Source organism: Variovorax frigidus (assembly GCF_051216515.1).
Taxonomy (GTDB): Bacteria; Pseudomonadota; Gammaproteobacteria; order Burkholderiales; family Burkholderiaceae_C; genus Variovorax.
Genome location: NZ_JBPJZF010000002.1, coordinates 644,802 through 660,052, shown reverse-complemented (window position 1 = coordinate 660,052; position 15,251 = coordinate 644,802). Strand labels below are relative to the sequence as shown.

Below are 15,251 nucleotides of genomic sequence, written 5' to 3'. Positions count from 1 at the left end.
ATCCCGCTCAGGATTCCTTGATCGGCGTGAGCTGCGCCTCGCGCAAGCGATTGGGCGCCAGCGCGCCGGCCGAGTCGAGGATCGGGTAGGCGATCGAGCAGATGTGCGAGTTGATGCGCTTCAGGTCGCTGATCAGGTCGATGTGCAGCGAGCTGGTCTCCATGCTCGGCGCGGTGCGGTCCATGAGCCTTGTCAGGTGGGTGGTGGCGTAGGCGCGCTCGAGGTCGCGGAAGCGCGCCTTCTCTTCGAGCAGCTTCTGCGCATCGCGCACATTGCCGTTGAGGAACACGCTCATGCCCAGCCGCAGGTTGGCCACCAGGCGCTCGTGCAGCTCGACGATCTCGGCCATGCCCGCCTCGGAGAAGTTGCGCTGCGGCTTGATCTTCTTGTCCTCGATGTCGATGATCACGCGCTCGATGATGTCGCCCACCTGTTCCATGTTGATGGTGAAGCTGATGATGTCGGTCCAGCGCTTGCTTTCTTCCTCGCCCAGCGCCTCGCGCGAGATCTTGGTGAGGTAGTACTTGATGTCGGAGTAGAGTCGGTCCACCACGTCGTCCAGCTTGCGCAGTTCCTCGGCCAGCCGCAGGTCGTTGTTGCGGATCACGTTGAGCATGCCGATCAGCATGGTCTCGACGATGTCGGCCTGGTGCAGGGCTTCGCGCGCGGCGTTCGAGATCGCCAGCGTGGGCGTGGACAGGGCCGAGGGGTCCAAGTGCTGCGGCCGCGCGGTGGTCGAGCCTTCCTGCGGTGCCGGCAGCAGCTTCTTCACCAGCCGCGCCACCCAGTCGGTCAGGCCGATGAAGCCGATGCTCACCACCACGTTGAAGGCCAGGTGGTAGAGCACCACCAGCTGCGTTGCGTCGGACACGTAGGTGCGAACGTGCGTCAGGTACAGGCCGACGAAAGGTGCCGCGACCGTCACGCCCATCAGCTTGAACAGCAGGTTGCCGACCGTCACCTGCCGCACCGACACCTCGGACCTGGCGGTGGTCAGCACCGCGAGGATGCCGCTGCCCAGGTTGGCGCCCAGCACCAGGCCCAGCGCCACGTCGAGCGGCACCACGGCCGAGGTCGCCATCGCGGCCACCAGCAGCACCACCGCGAGGCTGGAATAGGCCACCACCGCGAGCGCCGCGCCGATGGTGATCTCGAGCAGGATGTCGCTGCTGATCGACACCAGGATCGCGCGCATGGCCGGCGAGTCGAACAGCGGCCCGGTGGCCTGCACCACGAGCTGCAGCGCGAGCAGCATCAGCCCCAGGCCGATCAGGATGCGGCCGAAGCGCCCGGCGGCGCTGGCCGGCCGTGTGATGGAGAACACCACGCCGGTGAAGATGAACAGCGGCGACAGCCATGAAAGGTCGGTCGAGAACAGCACCGACATCAGCGCCGTGCCCACGTCGGCGCCCCGCATCACGGCCAGTGCCGCCGGCAGCGCGATCAGGCCCTGGCCGACGAAGGACGAGGTCATGAGCGACGTCGCCGTGCTCGATTGCACGAGGGCGGTCACGCCGATGCCCGACAGCGCGGCGGTGAATCGGTTGCGCATGCTGCGCGCAAGCAGCGTGCGCAGGTTGGCACCGAACACGCGCAGCACGCCCGTGCGGACCAGATGGGTGCCCCAGACGAGGAGTGCGACTGCTGCCAGCAGGTTCAGCAGATGTTTCATGGACGGCGGATGGCTTTCTTGTCTTTGTTGTTCAGTGAGCCTCTATTGTCGACACGGGATGTGCGGCAAGACGTCAGCGAGGGACGCCGGGTTCAGTCAATCAAGGCCCCATTCTCATGGAAAGGGTAGGGGCCTTCGAATTCGCCCGCTGCGGCCAGGTGCGTGACGAGGCGTTCGCCGTCCCACGCGTGCACGCGGAAGCCCGGCGGCTCGAGGCCCCAGGACGAGGGCGCCCGCGGGTCGAGGTCGAGCGTGACCTGGTGGCCCGGCGCCGGCGAGGTCGAGGCGATGGTGCCGCCGAAGCGCACGTCGATCGCGCGGTGCAGGTGGCCGCAGATCACGCGCTCGACGTTGGGATGGCGGGCGACCAGCGCCTCGAGTTCGGCCCGGCCTGCGAGCAGGCCGATGTCGTCCATGTGGCCGATCAGCGTGCGGAAGGGCGGATGGTGCATCGCGATGACCACCGGTTCGCCGCGGCAGGCCGCCAGCTGCCCTTCGAGCCAGGCCAGGCGCGCGGCATCGAGCGTGCCGTGGCTGTGGCCGGGCACGCAGGTGTCGAGCGTGAGCAGGCGGAGGTCGCCGACCTTCACGCTGTACTGCACGAACGCGCCGACCGGGCCCAGGTAGGCATGGTCGGGGAAGCTGCGGCGCAACTGGTCGCGGTCGTCGTGGTTGCCCGGCATCAGGTAGACCGGCATGGTGAGCGGCGCCAGCAGCTCGGCCATGTGCGCGTACTCGGCGGCGCGGCCGAAGTCGCTCAGGTCGCCGGTGATCACCACCGCAGCGGGCGCCTGGCGCAGGCGCAGCACGCTCCGCACCGCGCGCTTCAGGTAGGGCGCGGTGTCGATCCGGCCGTAGGCCAGCCGGCCGGGTTCGCGAATGTGGAGGTCGGTCAGTTGAACGAGAACGGTAGGGGTCATGCGCCGACCTCCTCCTGCGAGCGCATGAGGCGATCGGGTCGGATGCGGATGCCGATGGCATCGCCGGCGTTGAAGGGCGTGTCGCGCACCGCGTCGGCCAGCAGGCCCGGCTGGTCGGCCAGGCTCAGGCGCAGCTGCACGCGGTCGCCGAGGAAGGTGCGCTGCTCGACGCGCGCCGTGCCCCAGCCGGCCTGGCCGGGCGCGCCGATCTCGACGTCTTCGGGGCGCAGCAGCAGGGTCGGGTGGTTCGTCCAGTCGGCCGGGCATGCAACGGTCGTGCCGCCCCACGCGATCACGCCCTGCGCGATGGCCTGGGCCGACCGTTCGAGCCGGTTCACCCGGCCCAGGAACTCGGCGACGAAGGGATGGCTGGGCGCGCGGTAGAGGTCTTCGCCGCGGCCGATCTGCACGATGCGGCCGGCGCGCATCACGGCCAGCCGGTCGGCGATGGCCATGGCTTCCTGCTGGTCGTGCGTGACGTGGATGGCCGTGATGTGCAGCCGGCGCAGCAGCTCGGCAAGCTCGTCGCGCAGCGACTCCTTGAGCTTGGCGTCGAGCGCCGCCAGCGGCTCGTCGAGCAGCAGCACGCGCGGGCGCACGGCCACGGCGCGGGCCAGGGCCACGCGCTGGCGCTGGCCGCCCGAGAGTTCGGACGGGCGCTTGTTCTCCAGGCCCGTGAGGCGCGTGAGCTCGACCAGTTCGCCGACCGTGCGTCGCTCGTCCGACGCGCTCACGCCGCGGATGCGCAGGCCGTAGCCGATGTTGGCGGCCACGCTCAATTGCGGGAACAGGGCGTAGCTCTGGAACACCATGCCCACGCCGCGCTGCTCGACCGGCTTGTTCGTCACGTCCTGGTCGCCGAAGCGGATGCGGCCGCCCGCGTCCAGCGTCTCGAGTCCGGCGATCAGGCGCAGCAGCGTGGTCTTGCCGCAGCCCGAGGGGCCGAGCAGTGCGAGCACTTCGCCCGGTTCCACATGCAGCTGCGTGGGCTGCAGGCCGCGCGTGCCGTCGGCGTAGGTCTTGGCGACGTTCTCGACGTCGACGGGGATGCGTTCAAGTTCCATAGCGTTTCTGCATGAGATGGGCGAGGGACTGCAGGCCCCACAGCACCGGAAGAATGACGATGAAGAAGACCAGCGTGTAGGCCGAGCCGACCTCGATGCGCATCGAGGCGTAGCTGTCGGCCAGGCCGACGGGCAGCGTGCGGGTCAGCGGCGTGTGCAGCATCCAGGTCAGGTTGAATTCGCCGACCGAGAGCGTGAATACCATCAGGCTGCCGGCGACGATGGCCGGGAACACCGCGGGCACCAGCACGCCGAGGAAGCGCTGGCGAAAGCTCGCACCCAGCGTGCGCGCCGCTTCTTCGAGTGCGACCAGGTCGTTACGCTGGAAGGCCGAGGCCACGGTGCGGACCATGAAGGGCAGCGTGAAGACGATGTGGCCGACCAGGATGAAGGCGAAGCTCTGGCGGAAGGCCGTGATCTGGCCGTAGGCCAGGATCAGCGCCAGCGCGGTCGCCAGGCCCGGCACCGCCACCGGCAGCGTGAGCAGTTCCTCGAAGATGCGCGCGCTGCGCGAGCGGCTGCGCGCCAGCGCATAGGCGCAGGGCACGCCCAGCACGATGGTGCCCGCGACGCAGACCAGCGCCAGCGCGAGCGACCAGCCGACGGTGCCGCCGTAGACCTCCCACACCTCGCCGAACCAGCGGGTCGTGAGGCCGCTCTTGAGGCCGACGCTGTAGTTGTTGACCAGGCCGGCCATCACCGACAGCAGCATCGGCGCAATCATGAAGAAGCTCACGATGGCCGTCACCGCGAACAGGAAGGGCGCCTTGGGTTGCGTGTTCTTTCGCATGCTTGTCTGCTCTGTTCCTCAGCGCACGGTCGGGGGTGGTCCACCGAAATGGCGGGCCACGAACAGCACCAGCCAGGTCACGACGCCGAGCGCGATCGACAGCGAGGCGGCCAGCGCGAAGTTGGCGTAGTTGGTGAACTCGTTGTAGATGGTGATCGGGATCACCTCGAATTTGCTGGCCAGCGTGAAGGCCGTGCCGAAGGCGCCCATCGAGGTCGCGAACAGGATCGCGCCGCAGGCCAGCGTGGTGGGGGCCAGTTCGGGCAGCCACACGTCCCGCACCACGCGCAGGCGCGAAGCGCCCAGCGAGCGGGCCGCTTCCTCGAGCTGCATGTTCATCGACTCCGCGGCCGCCGCGTAGGTGGCGATGGCGCGCGGCAGCGAGAAGTAGAGGTAGGCCAGGAACAGGCCCAGCAGGCCGTAGGCGAAGGTGATGCGCTCGCCCACCAGCGCGTCGGAGAGGTCGGCCACCAGGCCCTGCCGGCCACCCAGCAGGATCACGAAGAAGCCGATGATCACGCCGGGGAAGGACAGCGGCAGCGTCAGCAGCGACAGCAGCACGCGCTTGCCCACGAACTCGCGTCGCGCCAGGTACACGCCGACCGCGCCGCCCAGGATCAGCGTGGCCAGCGTGACGCCCAGCGACAGCAGCACGGTGTTGACCATGCTCTGCACATAGCGGCCGTCGGTCAGCACGGCGAAATAGGTGGCCCAGCCCTTCTCCGCCGGCAGCGCCATCAGGCGCAGCACCGGCAGCAGCCAGAACATCAGGAAGAAGGCGCCAGCCGGGGCTGCGCAGCCCAGCAGCAGCCAGTGCTGCCTGGACTTCAACGCACGTCCTTCAGATAGCGGTCGGAGAAGGCGCGCTGCGCGGCGGCCATGCGGCCGTAGTCGACGGTCTTGGCGCGTGCGTATTCGGCGGCGGGCAGGAACTGGGCCTCGACGTCCTTGGGCATCGCGCCGGCGCGCACCGGGCGCAGGTAGGCCTTGGCCCAGATCGCCTGGCCCTCGTCGGACAGCACGAAGTCCAGCACCTTCTTCGCGTCGGCCGCATGCGGCGCCTTGGCCACCATGCTCATCACATAGGGCACGACCACGGTGCCTTCGGTCGGGATCACGAAGGCCACGTTGGCCTTGTCCTTGTACTTGGCGCGGTAGGCGTTGAAGTCGTAGTCGAGCAGGATCGCGATCTCGCCCGACAGCACGCGCGCATACGAGGTCTGCTTGGGCACGATGGGCTCGTTCTTCTGCAGCGCCTTGAAGTAGTCGATGGCCGGGCCGAAGTTGTCGAGGTTGCCGCCGCGCGCTTCGTTGATGGCGACCGCGCCGACGTAGCCGACGAAGGCCGAGGCCGGGTCCAGATAGCCGATCAGGCCCTTGTATTCGGGCTTGAGCAGGTCGGCCCACGATTTCGGCACCGGCTTGCCCTTGAGCGCATCGACGTTGACCATGAAGCCGAGCGTGCCGGAGTGGATGCTGAACCAGTGGCCGGCCGGGTCCTTGAGGCCATCGGGGATATCCTTGAAATTGGCGGGCTGGTAGGGCGCGACCACGCCTTCCTTCTGCGCCTGGATGGCGAAGGTCACGCCCAGGTAGGTCATGTCGGCGACCGGGCTGGCCTTCTCGGCCACCAGCTGAGCGAGCGCCTGGCCGGAGTTCTTGTTGTCGGCCGGCACGGTGACGCCGGTCTTGGCCTTGATGGCGCGCAGCTGAGTGCCCCAGTCGGCCCATTCGGTCGGGCAGTTGTAGCAGATGGCGGTCTGGGCCATGGTCGCGCTGGCAGCGGCGAGGCCGGCAGCCAGCACGCCCAGGCGGGCGATGCGTCGGAGGGTCGAAGACATGGGAGGCTCCTTGGAGGAAGGGATCGATGGGAGAGAGGGAAAGGGGCGAATCAGGTCGGCGCCGCCGCGTACGACTCGCCTTCGCGGAAGGCATGCGGCAGCAGCAGGCTGGCGTCGGCGCCGGGCGCGGTGCCGGCGGCCAGCGCCTTCACCAGCAGCTCCACCGCGTGGCGCCCGATGTCGTGGTTGGGCTGGGTCACGGTGCTCAGCGCCGGCGTCAGGTCCTCGCCGAGTGCGATGCCGTCGAAGCCGACCACCGCCAGGTCCTGCGGCACGCGCAGGCCGTTGCGGTGCGCGGCGCGGATGCAGCGGATCGCCAGCAGGTCGTTCGAGCAGAACAGGGCGCTGGGGCGCGGGTCGGCCTCGAGGTAGTGGCGCACGGCCTCGACCGCGGTCTCGACGAAGGGCACCTCGAGCAGCGGCAGCGCGTCCAGGCCGGCGTCGGCCATGCCCTGGAGGTAGCCGCGATAGCGTTGCTGCGAGCGGTCGGAGGCGGCCAGCGTGCCGCTGACCATGGCGATGCGCCGATGGCCCAGCCTCACCAGGCGGTCCACCACCTCGGCCGAGGCGCGCTCGCTGTCGACCGAGACGCAGGGATGGGCCGGATGCCGGTTGTAGGCCAGCACATAGGGCACCGCCGCGCCGTGCAGCCGCTGCAGTGCGACCGAGCTCGAGGGGTTGGAGACCACCAGGATCATGCCGTCGACATTGCCGGCCAGCAGCTGGTGGACCGAGCGCTGCTCTTCGTCGACTTCATAGCCGGTGGTGACCGGGATGATCGCGTAGCCGCCAGCCGCCGCCGCCTCGGCGATGCCCTGCAGGCATTCGGCAAAGGTCGGGTTCAACAGCGTGGGCAGCACCACGCCCAGCACGCGGCTGCGCTGGGTGCGCAAGGTGCGCGCGCTCGCGTTCGGCAGGTAGCCCAGCTCCTTGGCGACGCGTTCGACCAGCGCACGCGTGGCCGGGGCCACCTTGTCGGGGAAGTTGAAGGCGCGCGACACCGTGGCGACGGAGACGCCCGCACGTTCGGCAACGATCTGGATGTTCATCTGTTTGGGGTGGCGCAATGTAATCGATTACATTGAAGCACGGCAGTATGACTTCGTGATGACGAACGAGAAAACCGCGTAAACCCTAGGAGGGTCGACGCGGTTTTCGGAAGGAGCGAAGGAGACGGGCTACTTGCCGCGTTTCACGCGCCGCAGCTCGTCGAGGATCAGGCAGATGGCGCCGACGGTGATCGCCGCGTCGGCCACGTTGAAGGCCGGGAAATGGCGCCCGGCGACGTGGAAGTCCAGGAAGTCGACCACATAGCCGTGCATCATCCGGTCGACCACGTTGCCCACGGCGCCGCCCAGGATGCAGGCCATGGCGAAGCTGAACAGCTTCTGGCCCGCGTGCGACTTCAGCATCCAGACGATGAAGATCGCGGCCACCACGCCGATGCCGGTGAACAGCCAGCGCTGCCAGCCCGAGCTGTCGGCCAGGAAGGAGAAGGCCGCGCCGGTGTTGTGCGCACGCACGATGTTGAAAAAGCCGGTGACGTAGGTCCAGTCGCCGAGCCGGTAGTAGCCCAGGATCAGCGTCTTGGTGAACTGGTCGAGGATGAACAGCACCAGCGCCAGGCCCAGCCAGGGCCAGATGCTGTTGGCCAGGCCCTTGCCCGCACCTCCCTTGGCGGCAGCGGCGCGGGCCATCAGGCGACGCTCCGCGCTTCGCCGGCGCCGTAGAGGTTGCTGGTGCACCGACCGCACAGCGTCGGGTGCGCCGCATCGTGGCCCACGTCGGCGCGCCAGTGCCAGCAGCGCTCGCACTTGGTGTCGGCGCTGGCCGTGACCAGAACGGAAGGCGCGTCGCCGGCCACCAGCGTGACCGCCGAAGTGATGAACACGAACTTGAGGTCTTCGCCCAGCGAGGCCAGCAGCGCATGGTCTTCAGGGGTGGCCGTGAGCACCACGTTGGCCTGCAGCGACGAGCCGACCTGGCCGGTGGCGCGCACCGTTTCGATCTCCTTGTTGACGCTGTCGCGGATCTCGCAGATGCGCGTCCACTTGGCCAGCAGCCCTTCGTCGGGCGTGCCCAGGTCGCTGTAGACCTGCGTGAAGATCGAGGTGCCGGGTTCGCCCGTGCCCACCAGCTTCCAGGCCTCTTCGGCGGTGAAGCTCAGGAAGGGCGCCATCCAGCGCAGCATCGCCTGCGTGATGTGCCACAGCGCGGTCTGCGCGCTGCGGCGCGCATGCGAGCCGGGCGCGGTGGTGTAGAGCCGGTCCTTGAGCACGTCGAGGTAGAAGCCGCCCAGGTCTTCGGAGCAGTAGATCTGCAGCTTGGCCACCACCGGGTGGAATTCGTAGACCTGGTAGTGCGCGAGGATCTCGGCCTGGAACTCGGCCGCGCGCGTCAGCGCATAGCGGTCGATCTCGAGCAGCTGGTCGAGCGGCACCGCATCCTTGGCGATGTCGAAGTCGCTGGTGTTGGCCAGCAGGAAGCGCAGCGTGTTGCGGATCCGGCGGTAGGCGTCGACCACGCGCGCCAGGATCTTGTCGTCGCCGGCGATGTCGCCCGAGTAGTCGCTCGCGGCCACCCACAGACGGATGATCTCGGCGCCCAGCTTCTTGCTGACCTCCTGCGGGTCGATGCCGTTGCCGAGCGACTTGCTCATCTTGCGGCCCTGGCTGTCGACCGTGAAGCCGTGTGTCAGCAGGCCCTTGTAGGGCGCGCGGCCTTCGAGCGCCGAGGCGATCAGCAGCGACGAGTGGAACCAGCCGCGGTGCTGGTCATGGCCTTCGAGGTACAGGTCGGCCTCGGGGCCGACGTCGTGGTGCACGTTGGGGTGCGTGCCGCGCAGCACGTGATAGAAGGTCGAGCCCGAATCGAACCACACCTCGAGGATGTCGGTGCTCTTGGTGTAGCTGGGCGCGTCCTCGGTGCCGAGGATTTCCTCGGTCGTCACGCGGCTCCAGGCCTCGATGCCGCCGCGCTCGACGATGTCGGCGGCCTGGTCGAGGATCTCCATCGTGCGCGGATGCAGCTCGCCCGAATCCTTGTGCAGGAAGAAGGGGATCGGCACGCCCCAGCTGCGCTGGCGCGAGATGCACCAGTCGGGCCGGCCGGCGATCATGTCGTGCAGGCGCGCCTTGCCGTTCTCCGGATAGAAGCTGGTCTGCTCGATGGCGTCGAGCGCGGTCTGACGCAGCGTCTTGGGCGCCTTGTCTTTGGTGAACACGCCTTCGCCCTCGTCCATGCGGATGAACCACTGCGCCGCGGCGCGGTAGATCACCGGCGTCTTGTGGCGCCAGCAGTGCGGATAGCTGTGGGTGATGCCTTCGGTGGCGAGCAATCGGTTGGCATCGCGCAACGCGGCGATGATTTCCGGCACGGCCTTCCAGATGTGCTGCCCGCCGAAGAGCGGGAAGTCGGGCGCGTAGGTGCCGTTGCCCTGCACCGGGTTCAGGATGTCGTCGTAGGCCACGCCGTGGGCGATGCAGGAGTTGAAGTCGTCCACGCCATAGGCGGGCGACGAGTGGACCAGGCCGGTGCCGTCGCTGGCGGTGGCGTAGTCGGCCAGGTAGACCGGCGACAGGCGTTGGTAGCCGGCATCGACGTCGTACAGCGGATGCTCGAATTCGAGCCCACCCAGCGCCTCGCCCTTGACCGTGGCCAGCACCTTGCCGTCGAGCGCATAGCGCGTCATGCACATCTCGACCAGCGAATTCGCCAGGATCAGCAGGCCGCGCTCGGTGTCGACCAGCGAGTACTCGAGCTCCGGGTTCAGGTTGATCGCCTGGTTGGCCGGGATGGTCCAGGCGGTGGTGGTCCAGATGACCGCGAAGATGTCGCCGATCACGCCGTCGATGCCGAAGGCGGCCAGCACCTTCTCACGCTCGTGCGCCTTGAAGGCCACGTCGAGGGTCTGCGACTTCTTGTCGGCGTACTCGATCTCGAACTCGGCCAGCGACGAGCCGCAGTCGAAGCACCAGTACACCGGCTTCAGGCCGCGGTAGACGAAGCCGCGCTCGATCACGCGCTTGAAGGCGCGCAGTTCGCCGGCCTCGTTGGCGAAGTCCATGGTCTTGTACGGATGGTCCCACTCGCCCAGCACGCCCAGGCGCTGGAAGTCGGCCATCTGCTGCGCGATCTGCTCGGTCGCGAAGGCGCGGCTCTTGGCCTGCATGTCGTCGCGGCTCAGGTTGCGGCCGTGCTTCTTCTCGATCGCGTTCTCGATCGGCAGGCCATGACAGTCCCAGCCGGGCACGTAGAGCGCGTCGAAGCCTTCGAGCTGGCGCGCCTTGGTGATCATGTCCTTGAGGATCTTGTTGACCGCGTGACCCATGTGGATCTGGCCGTTGGCATAGGGCGGGCCGTCGTGCAGGATGAACTTGGGCCTGCCGATGCGGGCGTCGCGCAGCCGCTTGTAGAGACCCTGGTCTTCCCATTCCTTGACCCAGCCCGGCTCGCGCTTGGACATGTCGCCGCGCATCGGGAAGGGGGTGTCGGGCAGGTTGAGGGTGGCGCGGTAATCGGTGCCGCCTGCGGTTTTGTTGTCAGCCATGGGGTTTCCAGAAGTCTGCGCTGCGGGGCAGCGCTCGAAGAATCGGGGGAGGGTGCGGCGCCGGTATGACGAGGGCGCCCGCGCGCGGCGGAATGACGGTTCCGCTTTAAATTCGGTCGCGCGTGGTCTGACGGTGGGTGGACGCAAAGAAGGCGCGCGCGTCGTCGCCATCCTTGGCGATGCCCGCGGTCAGGGCTTCGAGGCTGGTGTAGCGCAATTCGTCGTGCAGTTTGTGCAGCAGTTCCACGCGGACGATTTTACCGTAGCCTCCCTCGCGCCCCAGTTCGGCGGGCCAATCGAGGCAATGGGTCTCCAGCAGCACGCGCCCCGCATTGACGTCGTTCGGGTCGAGCGAGGGGCGCACGCCGAGGTTGGCCACGCCTTGCAGCGGATGCTCGGCCAGCCCGTGCACCAGCACCGCGAAGATGCCGCTGGCGGCCGGCTTCCAGTGCTTGAAGCGCAGGTTGAGCGTGCGAAAGCCGTCTTCCTGGCCCGGGGCGGAGGCCCCCAGCGCGCGCCCCAGCTTGCGGCCATGCACCACATGGCCCGAGATGGCGTAGGGCCGGCCCAGCAGGGTCTGGGCGTCGGCCATGCGGCCCTCGGCCAGCGCCTCGCGCACGGCCGAGCTGGACACCCGCAGCCCGCGCCCGTCGCTGGGCCGCCCCGAGACCGGCAGGCCCCCTTGGGGGGCCGTGGGGCGTAGCCGCGCGTGGGGGTCCGATATCTCGTAGCTGTTCATGCGCGCCACGTCGAAGCCGTGCTGTTCGCCGGCCGCGTCGAGCATGGCGTAGTCGCCGGCACGCTTGGCGCCGAAGCGGAAATCGTCGCCCACCAGCACGTAGCGCGCGCCGAGCCCTTCGCGCAGCACCTGCTGGATGAAAGCCTCGGGCGATTGCGCGGCCAGCCGGGCGTCGAAGGGCAGCACGATGGTCTGCGCCACGCCGCAGGCCGCCAGCTCGCCGAGCTTGTCGCGCAGCGTGCCGATGCGGGCGGGGGCCAGCGCCGGCTGCTTGGTGAGTGCCGAGAAGTAGTCGCGCGGGTGGGGTTCGAAGGTCAGCACGCAGCTGGGCAGGCCGCGCTGGCGCGCTTCGGTCTGGAGCAGTGCCAGCATGGCCTGGTGGCCACGGTGAACGCCGTCGAAATTGCCGATGGTGAGGGCGCAGGCCGAAGCCACGCCGGGATGCCGGAATCCGCGAAAAACCTGCATGGATCGATCTGTTTTTGAGAGCGCTGCAAGCCCGCGGAATGGGGCCACGGCAGGGCATGTTGTCACAAAGCCGGTATATTGTGACGCAGTGCGTCGCGGGACGTGCCCTCCGGGGTGCTGCCGTGGTCCGGGTCTCTCCGTGTTCTTCCCTGTTGTCAGGAGGCGTGTGTGAAGGTCTTGAAGCTGTCGGCCCAAGGGCTGCCCCAGTCGTGGATTTCGCTTGAAGAAGCGGTCCTCCACTATGCGGCGGACGAGGTGCGCTGGGAGGTCGGCGCCCAGGTGGCGATTTTCCGCGGCGGCCACAACGCGGTCACCGGCCTGCAGTCGCAGATCGCGATCAACAGCATCATCGGCACCAAGGGCGTGCCCCGCATCAACCCCTTCACGCAGCGGCCCGGGCTCAGCAACAGCAAGCTGTTCGCCCGCGATCGCAACGTCTGCGCCTACTGCGGCGGCCATTTCCACGAAGACGCACTCACGCGCGAGCACATCATTCCCTTCGCGCAGCAGGGCATCGACGTGTGGATGAACGTGGTCACGGCCTGCAAGCCCTGCAACCACCGCAAGAGCAGCCGCACGCCCGAGCAGGCCAACATGCCGCTGCTCTACACCCCCTACGTGCCCAGCCTCTGGGAAGACTTCATCCTGCGCAACCGTCGCATCCTGGCCGACCAGATGGAATTCCTGATGGCGCACCTGCCGCAGAGTTCGCGGCTGCACGGCTGACAGACCCGCTGTCTCTTTCAGAAACACCGCGGAACCGGCTTTGCCGGGCCGCCGGTGTTGCCCCCGGTAGGGGGTGGGAGTGGCGACACGAAGTGCGCAGCGACCTGGGGGCGAGTCAAAACTTCGGTGGACGCTTTTCGATGAAGGCCTGCACGCCTTCCAGCGCGCTCTCGTCCATCATGTTGCAGGCCATGGTCTGGCTGGCATCGGCCAGCGCGGCCTCGATGCCGGTTTCGAGCTGGCGATAGAACAGTCCCTTGCCCAGCGCCAGCGCGATGCGTGGCTTGGCGACGATGCTCGCGACCAGCGACTCGACTTCCGCATCGAGGTCCCCCGGCGGCGCCACACGGTTGACCAGCCCCTTGTCGCGGGCTTCCTCGGCACCGATGAACGCGCCCGTCACCAGCATCTCGAAGGCCGCCTTGCGCCCCAGGTTGCGCGAGAGCGTGACACTGGGCGTGGCGCAGAACAGGCCGGCGTTCACGCCGCTGACCGCGAAGCGCGCATCGCTTGCGGCCACCGCCAGGTCGCACATCGCCACCAGCTGGCAGCCGGCCGCCGTCGCGATGCCGTGCACGCGCGCGATCACGGGTACTGGGAGCCGCTGGATGCGCAGCATCATCGCGCCGCAGCGCTCGAACAGCTGCTGGTAATAGGCGAGCGAGGGTTCGGCCCGCATCTCCTTGAGGTCGTGCCCGGCGCAGAAGGCCTTGCCGGCGCCGGCGATGACGACCGCGCGCACGTGTTCGTCGGCCGCGATGCCCTCCAGCGCCTGCTCGAGCGCCTCGATCATGGCCTGCGACAGCGCGTTGAACGACGCGGGCCGGTTCAGCGTCAGCGTGACCACGCCGCGCGTATCGCGCGTGTGCAGCACGCAGGGGGAGGTGGTCTCGTTCATGGCGTCAGTCCGTGAGTTCGAGCACCGTCACGTGGCCCTGCGCCGCGGGCCAGGTCTGGCCGGCGATGCGTTCGCCGTTGAATTCGCCGCTCACCACGCGCTGTGGCTCGGCCGCGGCAATGCGCAGCCGGGAGTTCGACACGCCCGCGCCGCGGGGCGGCACGCCGGCGGGCGGGCTCTGGCCGTCGAAGCGCATGGTGTCGCGCTGCGCATCGAAATAGCCGCGCGGCCGCGTGAAGACCACGACCGCATGTGCGCCGCCGTCGGCCGCCGCGAGACGCTCGGGCCGCAGGTGGATCACACTGCTGCTGCGCGGGAAGGGGCTGCGGTAGAGGTGGGTCACGCCGCCGGCCGCGCCGAGCGCGAACTCGTAGGCCGTGTCGCCGCGTGCGGCGAACGGTCCCCAGCGGCCGTCGGCGCCGATGTCCTGGCGGTGCACCGCCTCGCCGCGTCGCACGCCCGTGGCCGGGTCGAGCGTGTAGACGGCGAGCTGCGCACCGGCCAGCGGCAGGTTCTCCGCGCTGAGCACGCGGCCGCCGAGCACTACATGGGCTTCGGGTGCGATGGCCGTGCTGCGGGGCGCTTCGCCGGTGAGGAACTGCCAGGTGGCGGCGAACGCGGCAGGCGAGAACGAGACCTCGCGGTGGTCTGCACGCGGCAGCACGAGGTTGGTCGCGCCCTTGAGCGCGGGGCCGTCGAAGCCGATGTTCGTGGGCTTGCCGGGCGCGCCGATCCACGCGCCGTCGGGCTGGGCGTACTTGTCGTTGTTGTCCGAGCGCAAGGTCAGCCACTTCACGCCGGGCGTGACCTCGTCGCCGTTCGGACCCTTGGGCGCATTGAGCTGCTGCATGAAGGGCGAGAGCCCCGAGAACTCGTTGTTCTCGCGGAAGCCCTTGACCGCCCAGATGCCGTGCGCCGGGTTGCCGCCCAGCACCACGTGGCTCACCACGGCTGCGCCGCCGCCGTTCTGCACATAGTTGCGGATGGTGTTGCCGCCGCGCGAGTTGCCGACCAGCACCACCTTGCTGGCGCCGGTCGCCTTCAGCACCTTGTCGACCTCGGCCTTGAGGAAGGCCGCCGATTCGGCGGTCGAACTGCGACCCGGTTGCGCCACGGCGTCGTCGTCGCGCGCCAGCGGGGTGGGTTGGTCGACCGTGAACAACCGGTCGCGCGGCCAGCCGTTCGATTCGAAACGCCAGAGCGTGGTCTGCCACAGCGCGGCGGAATCGCCGTTGCCGTGCATGAACACGATCGGCGGGCGCTCGAGGGTCGACGGCGAGGAGGTGGCGCAGGCGGTCAGCATGGCGGTGGCGGCGGTCCCGAGGACGGCCATGGCGAGGAGGGTGCGGCGGGATGGCATGTTGCGTTCCTGGGGCTGGTTTCCAAGTAAAAACGCCCACCAGCATGAGGCGGGCGGGCGATTGTCAGTGGAACACCGCGGAACCGGCTTTGCCGGGCCGCTGGTGTTGCCCCCGGTAGGGGGTTGGAGAAGCGACACGAAGTGCGCGAATCCTGGGGGCGAGTCCAGTGACACCGCGGAACCGGCTTTGCCGGGCCGCTGGTGTTGCCCCCGGTAGGGGGTTG

13 protein-coding genes are annotated in these 15,251 nt (G+C 68.6%); 1 reads left to right on the top strand and 12 read right to left on the bottom strand.

Features of this window, described 5'->3' with window-relative positions:
• Positions 1-7: 7 nt before the first annotated feature.
• The 10 genes from ACSFBC_RS08320 to ACSFBC_RS08275 all read right to left on the bottom strand — a co-directional run bounded on the left by ACSFBC_RS08320 (position 8) and on the right by ACSFBC_RS08275 (position 12,043).
• Complete coding sequence (locus ACSFBC_RS08320) at positions 8-1,672, bottom strand: Na/Pi cotransporter family protein (protein ID WP_435509828.1); 1,665 nt, start codon at positions 1,670-1,672, stop codon at positions 8-10.
• A 92-nt stretch (positions 1,673-1,764) separates the two neighbouring features.
• The gene (locus ACSFBC_RS08315) at positions 1,765-2,592 is read right to left on the bottom strand and encodes a phosphodiesterase (RefSeq protein WP_435509827.1); all 828 of its coding nucleotides are present in this window, start codon (positions 2,590-2,592) and stop codon (positions 1,765-1,767) included.
• Positions 2,589-3,656, bottom strand: a complete 1,068-nt coding sequence (locus ACSFBC_RS08310) for an ABC transporter ATP-binding protein (protein WP_435509826.1) — start codon at positions 3,654-3,656, stop codon at positions 2,589-2,591. The genes ACSFBC_RS08315 and ACSFBC_RS08310 overlap by 4 nt, the downstream gene beginning before the upstream one ends.
• Positions 3,646-4,446, bottom strand: coding sequence for an ABC transporter permease (locus ACSFBC_RS08305; RefSeq protein WP_435509825.1), 801 nt, complete (start codon positions 4,444-4,446; stop codon positions 3,646-3,648). The genes ACSFBC_RS08310 and ACSFBC_RS08305 overlap by 11 nt, the downstream gene beginning before the upstream one ends.
• An 18-nt stretch (positions 4,447-4,464) precedes the next feature.
• Positions 4,465-5,277 (bottom strand): ABC transporter permease, encoded by an 813-nt coding sequence (locus ACSFBC_RS08300; protein ID WP_435509824.1) that lies wholly within the window; start codon positions 5,275-5,277, stop codon positions 4,465-4,467.
• Positions 5,274-6,287, bottom strand: a complete 1,014-nt coding sequence (locus ACSFBC_RS08295) for an ABC transporter substrate-binding protein (RefSeq protein WP_435509823.1) — start codon at positions 6,285-6,287, stop codon at positions 5,274-5,276. Before ACSFBC_RS08295 ends, ACSFBC_RS08300 begins: the two co-directional genes overlap by 4 nt.
• A gap of 50 nt (positions 6,288-6,337) precedes the next feature.
• The gene (locus ACSFBC_RS08290) at positions 6,338-7,336 is read right to left on the bottom strand and encodes a LacI family DNA-binding transcriptional regulator (RefSeq protein ID WP_435509822.1); all 999 of its coding nucleotides are present in this window, start codon (positions 7,334-7,336) and stop codon (positions 6,338-6,340) included.
• 129 nt (positions 7,337-7,465) lie between these two features.
• The gene (gene lspA / locus ACSFBC_RS08285) at positions 7,466-7,984 is read right to left on the bottom strand and encodes a signal peptidase II (RefSeq protein WP_435509821.1); all 519 of its coding nucleotides are present in this window, start codon (positions 7,982-7,984) and stop codon (positions 7,466-7,468) included.
• The gene (gene ileS / locus ACSFBC_RS08280; RefSeq protein WP_435509820.1) at positions 7,984-10,836 is read right to left on the bottom strand and encodes an isoleucine--tRNA ligase; all 2,853 of its coding nucleotides are present in this window, start codon (positions 10,834-10,836) and stop codon (positions 7,984-7,986) included. The genes lspA and ileS overlap by 1 nt, the downstream gene beginning before the upstream one ends.
• Before the next feature lie 106 nt (positions 10,837-10,942).
• A complete protein-coding gene (locus ACSFBC_RS08275) occupies positions 10,943-12,043 on the bottom strand; it encodes a bifunctional riboflavin kinase/FMN adenylyltransferase (RefSeq protein ID WP_435509819.1) in 1,101 nt (366 codons plus the stop codon).
• A gap of 168 nt (positions 12,044-12,211) precedes the next feature.
• Here ACSFBC_RS08275 and ACSFBC_RS08270 point away from each other — a divergent pair, with 168 nt between their 5' ends.
• A complete protein-coding gene (locus tag ACSFBC_RS08270; protein ID WP_435509818.1) occupies positions 12,212-12,769 on the top strand; it encodes an HNH endonuclease in 558 nt (185 codons plus the stop codon).
• A 115-nt stretch (positions 12,770-12,884) separates the two neighbouring features.
• On the opposite strand, the gene ACSFBC_RS08265 is transcribed toward ACSFBC_RS08270, so the two are convergent.
• Positions 12,885-13,667, bottom strand: coding sequence for an enoyl-CoA hydratase (locus ACSFBC_RS08265; RefSeq protein WP_435509817.1), 783 nt, complete (start codon positions 13,665-13,667; stop codon positions 12,885-12,887).
• A 4-nt stretch (positions 13,668-13,671) separates the two neighbouring features.
• Positions 13,672-15,027, bottom strand: a complete 1,356-nt coding sequence (locus tag ACSFBC_RS08260) for an alpha/beta fold hydrolase (RefSeq protein WP_435509816.1) — start codon at positions 15,025-15,027, stop codon at positions 13,672-13,674.
• Between the last annotated feature and the right edge of the window lie 224 nt (positions 15,028-15,251).